The organism is Bradyrhizobium sp. BLXBL-03 (genome assembly GCF_051853015.1).
Classification (GTDB): Bacteria; Pseudomonadota; Alphaproteobacteria; order Rhizobiales; family Xanthobacteraceae; genus Bradyrhizobium; species Bradyrhizobium manausense.
Genome location: NZ_CP182470.1, coordinates 39,292 through 51,405, shown reverse-complemented (window position 1 = coordinate 51,405; position 12,114 = coordinate 39,292). Strand labels below are relative to the sequence as shown.

Below are 12,114 nucleotides of genomic sequence, written 5' to 3'. Positions count from 1 at the left end.
TGTCAGTCGGCACGTTCGCGAACACCGAACCTTTGGTCTTCGCTGTTCATGCCCCCGGATGCGAAACATCGCTCACACCGGACTTACGCGTGAGCCTCGATCAAAAACCCTGCAATAAGCGCTTTCGCTCGAAATCACGCGCAAAAACGCGCGCCAGTGGCGCGCGCAAGAACTCTTAGCGACGAATGTTGTGCTTCTCGAGCAGCGCCTTGTACCGCGCCTCGTCCTTCTTCTTCAGATAGTCGAGGAGAGAGCGGCGGGTCGAGACCAGCTTCAAGAGACCACGACGCGAATGGTTGTCCTTCACGTGGGTCTTGAAATGGTTGGTCAGGTTGTTGATGCGTTCCGACAGGATCGCGACCTGAACCTCGGGCGAACCGGTATCACCGGCCTTGGTGGCATTCGTCTTGATGACTTCCGCTTTGCGTTCTGCGGCAATCGACATCGTCAATTTCTCTCGTTGCGACCGGTTGAGGCAGTCAAGCCGGTCAGGTTGAACACACGCTTGGGGATGATTTCGCCATTGCCAACTTCAGCAAGCGCCAAAAGACGGCCTGCCACCGTGACATAGACTGTGCCGCTACTTGTGGGCGCATCCCGTCCGCGCAACAAAACGGCCTGGCCCCGATGGAGCCTTGCCGCATCAGCCCGAGTGACGGCCAGTGCCGGGATGTCGTCCAGCGCGGTCTCAACGGGCATCAGCGCGTCGGCGAGGCTTCCCTCGCCGGACGCGGCTCTATCGCACAAAGCCTCCAGCTGATCCAGCGGAATCATGTCATTTTCGCTGAATGGGCCGACCAGGGTCCGCCGCAGCGCGCAGATATGACCGAAAGTACCGAGAATCCGGCCCATATCGCGGGCGAGTGCCCGGACATAGGTCCCCTTGCCGCACTCGGCCTCGAACACGGCCCGGTCATTATCTGGTTGATCTACAAGGATTAAATGGTGAATCTCGACCGGGCGGGGGGCCAGCTCCACGACCTCGCCGTCGCGGGCGAGGTCATAGGCCCGCTCGCCCTGGACCTTGATCGCGGAATAGCGTGGTGGAACCTGCTCGATGACTCCCGTGAAACGGGGCAGCAGGGCTTCAATCGCCTCCCGGGTCGGGCGGTGGTCAGATGTGGCGGTGACCCGGCCTTCAATATCGTCGGTGTCGCGCTCCTCGCCCCAGCACACGGTGAAGCGGTAGCGCTTGCGGCCATCCATGACGAAGGGAACCGTCTTGGTGGCTTCACCCAGCGCGATCGGCAGTCCGCCGGAGGCGAGCGGATCGAGCGTGCCGGCATGGCCGGCGCGCTTGGCGTTGAACAGGCGCTTGAGCACGGCAACGGCCTGCGTCGAGGTCATGCCGATCGGCTTGTCGAGCACGACCCAGCCGTGCACGTCGCGACGATCGCGGCGCACCTGATTGCCCTTGTGCTTGTTCGCACGCGGATCGTTGTTGACGCGACGCGCCTCCCGATGCGGCTCTCCATTGCCGCCGATATCCGCAAAACCATTTTGCTGCGCCTCGCGCGCATCGACCTCATCGCTGCCGATCGCGCCGTGTGCGGGGTTCATCATCATTGTTCTTCTTCCCGATCCGAATCCGGGTTCTGATCCGGATTCTTGTCCAAGTCCTTCTGCACCGCAGGTGTTCGCAAAAGCTTCTCGATCCGTTCCGCTTCGTCGAATCGTTCGTCGACGCGGAAGCGAATGTCAGGTGCAAATTTCAGGTTAACGCGCCGCGCGACTTCGCCGCGCAGGAATTTCTTGTTGCGATCGAGCGCAGTGATGACGAGCTCGGTGTCGCGGCCACCGAGCGGCATCACGTAGATTGTCGCGAGCTTCAAATCGGGCGACATCCGCACCTCCGGCACGGTGATGATGTGGCCTTCGAGGTCCGCATCATGCACGCTGCCTTGCGCCAGAATATCGGCTATCGCGTGGCGAACCTGCTCCCCGACGCGCAGCTGACGCTGCGAGCCGCCGGGCGCGGAACCCTTCTTCTGATGATGCCGTGGCATGGTCGAAAATCACCTCAACGTGCCCGCGTTTGGGACACGAGCATTGTCATTTGTCCTGTTGAACGAATGGAGCGTGGATGGCCGGAAAAAATCCGGCCATCGCACTCCCGCAATTTCAGCTCAAAAAGATCCGGGCGCTTCGGTAAGATTTGGACTTACAGGGAGCGCTGGATCGTCTCCACCCGATAACACTCGATCACGTCACCGGCACGCATGTCGTGATAGTTCTCGAAGGCCATGCCGCATTCCTGGCCGGCCTGGACTTCCTTCACCTCGTCCTTGAAGCGCTTCAGCGTCGACAGCTTGCCTTCGTGCACGACGACGTTGTCGCGGATCAGGCGCACATTGGCGCCGCGTTCCACGGTGCCGTCGGTGACGCGGCAGCCGGCAACCTTGCCGACCTTGGAGATGTTGAAGATCTCCAGGATCTCGGCGTTGCCCAGCATGGTTTCGCGCAAGGTCGGCGCGAGCAGGCCGCTCATCGCCTTCTTCACGTCGTCCACGAGGTCGTAGATGATGTTGTAGTAGCGGATCTCGATGCCGTTGCGCTTGGCGGCGGCAGCGGCTTCCTTGTTCGCACGAACCGAGAAGCCGATGATCGCGGCGTTGAAGCCCTCCGCGAGCGTCACGTCGGATTCCGAGATGCCGCCGACGCCGGCATGCAGGATGCGGGCTGCGACTTCGTCGGTACCCAGCTTCTCCAGCGAGCCGAGGATCGCTTCCAGCGAGCCCTGCACGTCGGCCTTGACGATCAGCGGGAATTCCTTGCGGCCCGCCGTCTTCAACTGCGACATCATCTGCTCGAGCGAGCCGCGCATGCCTGAGATCGAGGCCGCCGCGTTCTCGCGCTTCTGGTGCGCACGGTAGCTGGTGATCTGGCGGGCGCGGGCTTCGTTCTCGACGACCGCCAGACGGTCGCCGGCTTCCGGCGGACCGTTGAAGCCGAGCACCTCGACCGGCACCGACGGGCCGGCCTCGTCCACGGTCTCGCCCTGATCCGAGATCAGCGCACGGACGCGGCCCATCTCGGCGCCGGCGACGATGATGTCACCGACACGCAGCGTGCCGCGCTGGACCAGCACGGTTGCAACCGGACCACGGCCGCGATCGAGCTTGGCCTCGATCACGGTGCCTTCGGCCGGACGCTCCGAATTGGTCTTCAGGTCGAGGATTTCGGCCTGGAGTGCGATCATCTCGAGCAGCTTGTCGAGATTGGTCTTGTTCTTGGCGGAGACTTCGACGTCGACGACTTCGCCGCCGAAGGATTCCACCTGCACCTCGTGCTGGAGCAGCTCGGTGCGGACGCGCTCGGGCTTGGCATCGGGCTTGTCGATCTTGTTGATGGCAACAATGATCGGCACGCGGGCCGCCTTGGCGTGATTGATGGCTTCGATCGTCTGCGGCATGACGCCGTCATCGGCCGCGACCACCAGCACGACGATGTCGGTGACCTTGGCGCCGCGGGCGCGCATCGCGGTGAACGCTGCGTGGCCGGGCGTGTCGATGAAGGTGATCTTCTTGCCGCTTTCGGGCGACAGCACCTGATAGGCGCCGATATGCTGGGTGATGCCGCCGGCTTCGCCCGACACCACGTTGGCATGGCGGAGCGCGTCGAGCAGCGAGGTCTTGCCGTGGTCGACGTGGCCCATCACGGTCACGACGGGCGAACGCGTCTCGGTATCGGTGGAATCGTCGACCTGGTCGAACAGACCCTCTTCAACGTCCGACGCGGCGACGCGCTTGACGGTGTGGCCGAGCTCTTCGGCGATCAGCTGCGCGGTGTCGGCGTCGATCACGTCGGTGATCTTGTGCATCGCGCCCTGCTTCATCAGCATGCGGATGACGTCGACCGCGCGTTCGGACATGCGGTTGGCGAGTTCCTGGATGGTGATCGCTTCCGGAATCGTCACTTCGCGAATGAGCTTTTCCTTCGGCTCGTTCGAGGCATGGCCCTTCAGGCGCTGGGTGCGGCGGCGGAACGAGGCGATCGAGCGCTCGCGCACGTCGTCCGCGTTGAGAGCGGTCACGACGGTCAGACGGCCGCGCTCCTTCTGCGGGCCGGGCTTGTGCGTGGCCTTCGGGGCCGCGGCAGGACGCGCGGCGCCGCCGGGCCCGCGGCGGATCTGGCGCGGACCATCGTCCTCGTCCGGACCGGCCGCAACCGCGGGCGTGCGACCGACGGGGCCGCCCGGCCGTGACGTGGTGGTTGCCGGGCGAGCGGTGGTCGTCGCTCCCGGACGCGTCGTGGTCGGCGCGGGGCGCGGGGCGGTGGCCGCCGGGGCCGAAGCTGCGGCGGCGGGACGCGCGCCGGCTGCCGGCTGCTCGCCTTCGCCGAAACGCTTCTTGGCTTCGGTCTCGGCCTTGCGCTTGGCTTCGTCCTCGTGACGGTGACGCTCTTCCTCGGCCTTGCGGCGGGATTCGGCGGCTTCGCGCTCGGCGCGTTCGGCGGCCTCGCGGACGGCGCGGCGCTGGGCCTCTTCCTCGGCCTGGCGGCGCTCTTCGATTTCGCGAACCTTGGCGTCAGCGAGCGCGCTGGCGCGAGCGGAACGTTCGTCCTCGGTCAAGGTACGCAGCACGACGCCGGAGCCGGCGTTGCGCGGTGGCACCGGGCGTGACGGGGCGGGCGTGGGCGCAGCCGGCGCCGGCTTTGCGACAACCGTGGGGGCCTGCGGCTCAGGGGTGCCGTCGATGCGGCGCTTGCCGCGCTTTTCGACCACGACCTGCTTGCTGCGGCCATGGCTGAAGCTCTGGCGCACAGTGCCCGTTTCGACGCGCGGCTTGAGCGATAGCGTCTTGCTCGGAACGCTCAGCTTCTTGTCGTCAGGGGTCTTGGTATCAACCATTCAGCAGTCCTAATCCTGATTTATTCAGTGTTGTGCGTTTCCGCACCGTCCAATCGGGTCGTCGTGTCTCTCAGAAATCCTGGCCGGGCTTTTCGGCAGTCTTGTCGGCGTCCGCCATCCGGTATCGGACCAGCATCTGGCTACGTGACAGGAATGACTTGCTCGCCGGGCCCGCGAGCAGGGCAGCATGTATCACATTTGACCGGGTCAGTGCCAAATCCAATTCTACCGATTTCAGGGCGGTGATGACGGGAATCTGCGGCTTGGCACCGCGATTTCCGGCATTTTGCCGTGCCAGCATGTCCAATTTGCGGATTCCGTCCGCGGCCCCGTCGCTGGCGTGGATCAGGACCTCGACCGTGCCTTCCCTGAGGGCGCTCTCGACCTTGCCGAATCCGGTGACGATCTGGCCCCCCTTGGCGGCAATCCCAAGGGCTTCGGTCACGCTCCGGACCAGGAGCGCCTCGATGTCGGCGGGAAGCGTCTGGGGAGTGCGCAGCTCGCGCTTGAAGGCTTTGCTAAATTGGTGACGCCGCACGGCTTCCGCAACCACCTGGCGCGAGGCGGTCACCCACATGCCGCGTCCAGGCAGCTTGCGCTTGAGATCGGGAACTATATCGCCGGCAGGCGATACGACAAAGCGGATCAGCTCATCGATCGGCCGGACCTCGCGGCTGACCGCGCACATGCGCATGGTCGCGGACCTTTCGGCCCGCGGTCCATGGTCAAGTTCGCTGTCAACGCTGGCAAGCATCCGGGCGACATTCTCCTTTGCCCTTAAGCCGGCTGATCTTCGGCCGCGTCAGCCTCTTCGGCCGGCTTGGCGAGGTCGGCCTCGGTGATCCAGCCGGCCTTGATGCGGGCCTGCATGATCATGGCTTCCGCCTCGTCACGCGAGATGCCGAGGCCGTCGAGCGCGCCGGCGAACTTGGTCTGCTCGCCGCCTTCCTTGCGCTCGGTCCAGCCGACCAGATCGTCGGTGGCGCAGCCGGCGAGGTCCTCGACTGTCTTGATGTCGTTCTCGCCGAACTTCACCAGCATCTTCGAGGTCACGCCGGGCACGTCCTTCACGGCGTCCTCGACGCCGAGCTCCTTGCGCCTGGCCTCGATCTCGGCTTCCTGCTGATCGAGATATTCACGGGCACGGCTCTGCAGCTCCTGCGCGGTTTCCTCGTCGAAGCCCTCGATGCTGGCGAGTTCCTTGAGGTCCACCATCGCGAGTTCCTCGACCGAGGTGAAGCCTTCGGACGCCAGCAGCTGGCCGACCACCTCGTCGACATTGAGCGATTCCATGAAGACGCGGGTGGAGTTCTCGAAGTCGGCCTGGCGGCGCTCCGATTCCTCCTGCTCGGTCAGGATGTCGATGTCCCAGCCGGTGAGCTGCGAGGCGAGGCGCACGTTCTGGCCGCGGCGGCCGATCGCCAGCGAGAGCTGGTTGTTGGTATCGGGCACCACGACCTCGATGCGCTCGCGGTCTTCGTCGATCACGACCTTGGACACTTCGGCCGGCGCCAGCGCGTTGACCACGAAGGTCGCGATGTCGGGTGACCACGGAATGATGTCGATCTTCTCGCCCTGCAATTCGTTCACCACGGCCTGCACGCGCGAGCCGCGCATGCCGACGCAGGCGCCGACCGGATCGACCGAGGAATCGCGGGAAATCACGCCGATTTTCGCGCGCGAGCCCGGATCGCGGGCGACCGCCTTGATCTCGACGATGCCGTCATAGATTTCAGGCACTTCCTGCGCGAACAGCTTCGCCATGAACTGCGGATGGGTGCGGGACAGGAAGATCTGCGGTCCGCGGGTCTCGCGACGGACGTCGAAGATATAGGCGCGGACGCGGTCGCCGTTGCGGAACACTTCGCGCGGCAGCATCTCGTCGCGGCGGATGATGGCTTCACCGCGGCCGAGATCGACGATCACGCTGCCATATTCGACGCGCTTGACGACGCCGTTGACGATGTCGCCGATGCGGTCCTTGAATTCCTGATATTGCCGGTCGCGCTCGGCCTCGCGCACCTTCTGCACGATCACCTGCTTGGCCGATTGCGCGGCGATGCGGCCATATTCCAGCGGCGGCAGCGTGTCTGCGATGGTGTCGCCGACCTGGGCGCCCGGATTGGCGCGCTGCGCGTCGATCAGCGAGATCTGGTTGGAGTGGTTTTCGACCTTGTCGACCACCAGCATGTGGCGCGACAGCCGCAGCTCGCCCTTCTTCGGGTCGATCTCGGCGTGAACGTCAGTCTCGCTGCCGTAACGGGCGCGCGCTGCCTTGGCGATGGCATCTTCCATCGCCGCGATGACGATGCCGCGATCGATCGATTTCTCGCGGGCGACGGCGTCGGCGATCTGGAGCAATTCAAGTCTGTTGGCGCTGACTGCCATGGCTAGTCTCCTTCGTCAGGCTCGATCTCGCCGCGCCACGCGCGTTCGGCGGCAAGGCGATGTTTCTTGGTATTGGTCGGTGCCGGCTTCTTTTTCGGCTTGGTGTTCTTGGTGATTTTCGCACTGATCCCGGCGTGGGGTGCCTGCGGCGGCTCCAGACCGAGATCGCGGCGCATCTTGCGCTCCTCGGCCTTGCCGCGGCGCATCGATTCGGCGATCAACTCATCGGTCAGCACCAGCCGTGCCTCACCGATATCTTCCATGGTCAGCAGCACGTCGGCATCGTCGCCCGCCTTGGCGTCGTCGCGACGCAGGTGCACGCGGTTGCCTTCGACGGCACCGAGAATGCCACGGAATCGCTTGCGGCCCTCATGGGCGACGGCCATCTCGACCTTCACCAGATGGCCGGAATAGCGCTCGAAATCGGAGCGGCGCACCAGCGGCCGATCGATCCCCGGCGAGGAGATCTCCAGCCGATAGGCGCGGTCGATGGGGTCGGCGACATCGAGCACGGGCGACAGCGCCCGCGAAATCGCCTCGCAATCCTCGAGCTGCATCGAACCATCAGGCCGTTCCGCCATGATCTGCACGGTGCAGCCGGCCTCGCCCGAAATACGGATCCGCACCAGGCGGTAGCCCATGCCTTCGAGCACCGGCGCCGCGACCGCAGACACCCGTGCCGCCACGCCCGGCTCGACCACGAGCCTCGGCTCGGCCAGCAACTCGGCATCGGTGGAACCAGTGGTCGGTCCGGTCATATCAGGGGTCAAGGCGCTCGATGGTTAACGCTTGGCTAAGAGGACAGAGCCCGCTTCGGAACTTTCCCGACAGCGTCGGGCCGCAATCTTCTACCGAGCCGCGTTCAGGTAATAAAAAAGAGCGGGTCCTTTCGGGCCCACTCTCACTACGCGGATCGTATGAGAAGATGAATTGGCGCTGATATAGCCCTTTCCGCTCCCCCGGACAAGGCCCATCGCAGGCGGATGTGGCTTTTTGCGTCCTTGGCCGTCGCCCCTTGGCGCCCCTGGGGAGTACCGACCAGCGCCCCTGGGAGCAACGCTTCTTTCACGAAGGGGGCCTAGATTCCGCAATTGTGGAGCGGCTTGAGCTATGGCGCGCCCACGGCGTGCCAGATTCGAGTTTGCGTTCCATGACCGTTGCCACGTCGCTCATTCCCGGACTGGACGATATCGTCAAACGCGGTGATCCCCGGCGTCGTGGCGAGATCGCGAGCGCTATCTCCGCGCTGTTCTTCCAGGACGCTTCAAATCTCCGTCCCGAGCTGGTCGATCTCTTTGACAATCTCCTGATCGACCTGGTCCCGCATGCCGAGCTTGCCGCGCGGGTCGATCTCGCTGAGCGCTTCTCGCGGCTGGACAATGCGCCGCCTCATCTGGTCGGCCAGCTTGCGCGTGAAAACGAGATCATGGTGGCGGGTCCTGTGCTGCGCCGCTCGCCCGTGCTCGATGAAGCCGCGCTTGTCGAGATCGCCCGGCTGAAAGGCCAGGGCCATCTGCTGGCGATAACGGAGCGGCCGACCTTGTCGACCGAGATCACCGACGTGCTGGTCCAGCGCGGCGATCGCGACGTGGTGCGTCGCGCCGCCGGCAACGCCGGCGCGCATTTCTCGCCGGGCGGCTATTCGGAGCTGATCAAGCGTGCGAGCCAGGACGGCGTGCTGACGCTCAAGATCGGCCAGCGCGAGGATCTTTCGGGCGAGCACCTCAAGGAGCTTCTGGACGGCACGCTCGACGTCATCAGACGTCGCCTTTCCACGGTGGTCAATCCGACGCGTCAGGTCGAGATCAAGCGCGCGATGGCGGCGATCGAGGAGGCTTCGCTGCCGCCCGGGCCGCGACGTGATTTCTCGGACGCGCAACGCACGGTGCTCGGTCTGCATCGCGGCGGCCATCTCGGCGAGAGCGCGCTGCTCGGCTTCGCCAAGGCGCACAAATACGAGGAATCGGTTGCCACGCTCTCGGCGATGTCAGGCGTCAGGCTGCCGATGCTCGATCGCCTGCTCGCGGGCGACCGCTACGATCCGATTCTGGTCGTCGGCCGTGTGCTGAATTTGGGCTGGCCGACGGTGCGCGCGCTGATCCTGATGTGGTACGGGCCGCATCGCACCCCCGGTGATGCCGATCTCGAGCAGGCGCGCCTGAACTTCGCCCGCCTGATGCCATCGACCGCCGAGCGCGTCGTGAATTTCTGGCGCAACCGGCAGACGATCTAGCTCCACCCTCCGTCATTGCGAGCGAAGCGAAGCAATCCAGAGGTTTCTCCGCAGAGGCAGTCTGGATTGCTTCGTCGCTTCGCTCCTCGCAATGACGACTAAGACCGCCTGAACCGCAAATACGCCGCCTTGCGGCCCTCGCGCGCGGCTTTTCGTCCATAGCGCGTCATGGTGTAGCCGGCCCAGGGCTGACGGAAATCATCGGCGCGCTCGGCCAGCCATGTGAAATCCGACGCGCGCGACAGATGCGACAGCGTCCAGGCGCAGTAATCGTCGATGTCGCAGACGAAGCGGAATTCACCGCCCGCCTTCAGCACGCGCGCCATCGCGGCGATGGTCCCGTCCTGCACGAAGCGTCGCTTCCAGTGCCGTCGTTTCGGCCAGGGATCCGGATGGATCAGGTCGATCCGCGACAGCGAGGCATCGGGCAGCCAGGCCAGCAGCTCGGCGGCATCGCCGGCGAACAGGCGGATGTTGCGGATGTTGGCCGCTTCGATCTGCGCGAGGATCTTGGCCATGCCGTTGACGTAAGGCTCGCAGCCGATGAAGCCGGTGGTCGGAAAGTTCAGCGCTTCCGCGGCGAGATGCTCGCCACCGCCGAAGCCGATCTCGAGCCGCACATCCTCGGCCGCGGGATCGAAGATCTCGTTCGCGTTCGCCGGTCTTTCCGCCGTGATGTCGAGCGACAGATGCGGCAGCAGATGATCGACCAGATCGGCCTGGTGCTGCCTGAGCTTGTGACCCTTGCGCCGTCCGAAGAAGGCGCGCTCGCCGCCGGCGCGATCGGGATCTGACTTGCGTTCGCTCATCGCAGCGTCTGGTACAGGCGATAGAGCAGGCGGGCGCGCGGTTCGAGCGAGGAGACGTAGAGCTGCTCATAATGGGTGTGCGCGCCCTTGCCGTCGACGCCGAGACCGTCGAGCGTGCCGGTGTGAGGCGCGGTGAAATTGCCGTCCGAGCCGCCGCCGGTGTGGGTGTCGACGAGCTCGAAACCAAGTTCGGCGGCCAGCGTCTTGGCGTGCTCATACAGCGAGGCGCCGGCATTGCCCTTCTCGTAAGGCGGACGGTTGAGCTCGCCGGTGACGGTCACGGTCACGCCTGGCGTCTGCGAGGTCAGTCCGAGGATCTTGCCGACGAACTCGTCCGCGTCGTTGGTACCAGGCACGCGCAGATCGACTTCGGCATAGGCTTCTTCCGGCGTGACGTTGGGGCGGGTGCCGCCGCGCACCACGCCGACATTGACGGTGACGCCGCGCGCCAGATCGTTCATCCCTTCCAGCGTCTGGATGACGTTGGCGAGCTCGCGCACCGCGCTGCGACCGTCTTCGGGCCGCGAGCCGGCATGCGCGGGCACGCCCTTGATGAACACCTGGAAGCGCCCGACGCCCTTGCGTCCGGTGACGATCTTGCCGCCGTCGCGCGCCGGCTCCGTCACCAGCACGTATTTGGCCTTGCGCCCCTCGTTCTCAATCAGCGCGCGCGAGGTCGGGCTGCCGATCTCCTCGTCGGAGGTGAACAGATGGGTGATGCCGAGCGGTGGACGGGTGGGTGCGGCGCACAGCTCGCGAAAGGCGTGATAGGCGATGTAGGCGCCGCCCTTCATGTCGTAGATGCCGGGACCGAACGCGCTGTCGCCTTCGACCTTGAACGGCAGCCGCGCGATGAAGCCCATGGGATGAACGGTATCGAGATGACTAAGCACCAGGATACCGGGTCGGTCCTGGCCCCAGGTCGAACGCACCGCAAGATGATCGCCGCAGCCATCGACACCGGCGATGCGTTCGAGCGTGACGGGCAGATCGCGATAATGATCGGCAACCATCGAGGTCAGCTTGTTGACCTGCTCGGGCACTTCCGTCGGCGTCTCGATCTCCACCCAGCGGCGGATACCGGCGAGGATAGTTTGGGAATCGAATGAATTGGAGCTCGCCATGGACCTATCTGTGCCTTTGAATCGCATCATTTGAGCGGAGGCAGCGCAAGGCGCGGTCCGCAAATGACGACATAGGCCAGATTTGGCGCAGTCTCAAATCGGAATGAAAAAGCGCCTCAGCGCTTGTCCGGGCCTTCGCGGGCGGCGATCTGCTCGACCAGATCGACGATCGAACGGCGCAGCTTCGAATCGGTGATTCGGGTGAACGCCTTGGTCAAAGCGAGCCCTTCCGATGTCGCGAGGAAGTCCGAGACATAAGAGGGCGATGCGCCTTCGGCGAAGCCGTCGGGGCCGGCGACGCCGCTCGGTCCGCCTTCGAACAGGAACGATACCGGCACCTGCAGAATCTCTGCAATTTGCTGGATGCGGCTCGCGCCGACCCTGTTGGTGCCCTTCTCGTATTTCTGGATCTGCTGGAACGTCAGGCCCAAAGCTTCACCGAGCTTTTCCTGACTCATGCCCAACATGATGCGGCGCATGCGCACGCGACTGCCGACATATTTGTCAACAGGGTTGGGCGCTTTCGACATTTCCTCAGCCCTCCAAACACCACCGTCGGCGCAATGAACGATCGCCTCAGGTGACAGCGACGTCAAAACTTCACTCTGATTGGGGAAACATTGCGGAGAAATTTAGCAATGCACCGCTGTCTTTTGCAGACGGTGCAGAATGGGGAGCCCTTGTGCAGTCTGTCAACCGTGGGACTACGGT

The 12,114-nt window shown here is 64.5% G+C and carries 11 protein-coding genes; 1 reads left to right on the top strand and 10 read right to left on the bottom strand.

The features are described from left to right. Positions 1 to 175 precede the first annotated feature (175 nt). From rpsO to rimP, 7 genes are all read right to left on the bottom strand, one after another. A complete protein-coding gene (rpsO, locus tag ACNJX9_RS00215) occupies positions 176 to 445 on the bottom strand; it encodes a 30S ribosomal protein S15 (protein WP_008540131.1) in 270 nt (89 codons plus the stop codon). A gap of 2 nt (positions 446 to 447) precedes the next feature. Then, entirely contained in the window at positions 448 to 1,566 is a 1,119-nt protein-coding gene (truB, locus tag ACNJX9_RS00210; protein ID WP_439407476.1) for a tRNA pseudouridine(55) synthase TruB, read from the bottom strand. Beyond that, entirely contained in the window at positions 1,563 to 2,006 is a 444-nt protein-coding gene (gene rbfA, locus ACNJX9_RS00205) for a 30S ribosome-binding factor RbfA (RefSeq protein ID WP_057746969.1), read from the bottom strand. Before rbfA ends, truB begins: the two co-directional genes overlap by 4 nt. A gap of 155 nt (positions 2,007 to 2,161) precedes the next feature. Next, the gene (gene infB, locus ACNJX9_RS00200; protein ID WP_057746966.1) at positions 2,162 to 4,849 is read right to left on the bottom strand and encodes a translation initiation factor IF-2; all 2,688 of its coding nucleotides are present in this window, start codon (positions 4,847 to 4,849) and stop codon (positions 2,162 to 2,164) included. A gap of 70 nt (positions 4,850 to 4,919) precedes the next feature. After that, complete coding sequence (locus ACNJX9_RS00195; RefSeq protein WP_439407475.1) at positions 4,920 to 5,603, bottom strand: RNA-binding protein; 684 nt, start codon at positions 5,601 to 5,603, stop codon at positions 4,920 to 4,922. 23 nt (positions 5,604 to 5,626) lie between these two features. Next, on the bottom strand, positions 5,627 to 7,237 hold the full coding sequence (gene nusA / locus ACNJX9_RS00190) for a transcription termination factor NusA (protein WP_439407474.1): 1,611 nt from the start codon (positions 7,235 to 7,237) through the stop codon (positions 5,627 to 5,629). Positions 7,238 to 7,239: 2 nt separating this feature from the next. Next, on the bottom strand, positions 7,240 to 7,995 hold the full coding sequence (rimP, locus tag ACNJX9_RS00185; protein WP_439407473.1) for a ribosome maturation factor RimP: 756 nt from the start codon (positions 7,993 to 7,995) through the stop codon (positions 7,240 to 7,242). A 392-nt stretch (positions 7,996 to 8,387) separates the two neighbouring features. Here rimP and ACNJX9_RS00180 point away from each other — a divergent pair, with 392 nt between their 5' ends. After that, on the top strand, positions 8,388 to 9,470 hold the full coding sequence (locus ACNJX9_RS00180) for a DUF2336 domain-containing protein (RefSeq protein WP_439407472.1): 1,083 nt from the start codon (positions 8,388 to 8,390) through the stop codon (positions 9,468 to 9,470). A 98-nt stretch (positions 9,471 to 9,568) separates the two neighbouring features. On the opposite strand, the gene trmB is transcribed toward ACNJX9_RS00180, so the two are convergent. From trmB to ACNJX9_RS00165, 3 genes are all read right to left on the bottom strand, one after another. Continuing rightward, positions 9,569 to 10,279 (bottom strand): tRNA (guanosine(46)-N7)-methyltransferase TrmB, encoded by a 711-nt coding sequence (gene trmB, locus ACNJX9_RS00175; protein WP_439407471.1) that lies wholly within the window; start codon positions 10,277 to 10,279, stop codon positions 9,569 to 9,571. After that, positions 10,276 to 11,433 (bottom strand): M20 family metallopeptidase, encoded by a 1,158-nt coding sequence (locus ACNJX9_RS00170; protein WP_439407470.1) that lies wholly within the window; start codon positions 11,431 to 11,433, stop codon positions 10,276 to 10,278. The genes trmB and ACNJX9_RS00170 overlap by 4 nt, the downstream gene beginning before the upstream one ends. 86 nt (positions 11,434 to 11,519) lie before the next feature. After that, the gene (locus ACNJX9_RS00165; protein WP_057746952.1) at positions 11,520 to 11,933 is read right to left on the bottom strand and encodes a helix-turn-helix domain-containing protein; all 414 of its coding nucleotides are present in this window, start codon (positions 11,931 to 11,933) and stop codon (positions 11,520 to 11,522) included. Positions 11,934 to 12,114: the final 181 nt, after the last annotated feature.

Bases quoted from the DNA above. Each gene is read 5' to 3' on its own strand.
- rpsO (WP_008540131.1), bottom strand. From the start codon at position 445: ATGTCGATTGCCGCAGAACGCAAAGCGGAAGTCATCAAGACGAATGCC.
- truB (WP_439407476.1), bottom strand. From the start codon at position 1,566: ATGATGATGAACCCCGCACACGGCGCGATCGGCAGCGATGAGGTCGAT.
- rbfA (WP_057746969.1), bottom strand. From the start codon at position 2,006: ATGCCACGGCATCATCAGAAGAAGGGTTCCGCGCCCGGCGGCTCGCAG.
- infB (WP_057746966.1), bottom strand. From the start codon at position 4,849: ATGGTTGATACCAAGACCCCTGACGACAAGAAGCTGAGCGTTCCGAGC.
- ACNJX9_RS00195 (WP_439407475.1), bottom strand. From the start codon at position 5,603: ATGCTTGCCAGCGTTGACAGCGAACTTGACCATGGACCGCGGGCCGAA.
- nusA (WP_439407474.1), bottom strand. From the start codon at position 7,237: ATGGCAGTCAGCGCCAACAGACTTGAATTGCTCCAGATCGCCGACGCC.
- rimP (WP_439407473.1), bottom strand. From the start codon at position 7,995: ATGACCGGACCGACCACTGGTTCCACCGATGCCGAGTTGCTGGCCGAG.
- ACNJX9_RS00180 (WP_439407472.1), top strand. From the start codon at position 8,388: ATGACCGTTGCCACGTCGCTCATTCCCGGACTGGACGATATCGTCAAA.
- trmB (WP_439407471.1), bottom strand. From the start codon at position 10,279: ATGAGCGAACGCAAGTCAGATCCCGATCGCGCCGGCGGCGAGCGCGCC.
- ACNJX9_RS00170 (WP_439407470.1), bottom strand. From the start codon at position 11,433: ATGATGCGATTCAAAGGCACAGATAGGTCCATGGCGAGCTCCAATTCA.
- ACNJX9_RS00165 (WP_057746952.1), bottom strand. From the start codon at position 11,933: ATGTCGAAAGCGCCCAACCCTGTTGACAAATATGTCGGCAGTCGCGTG.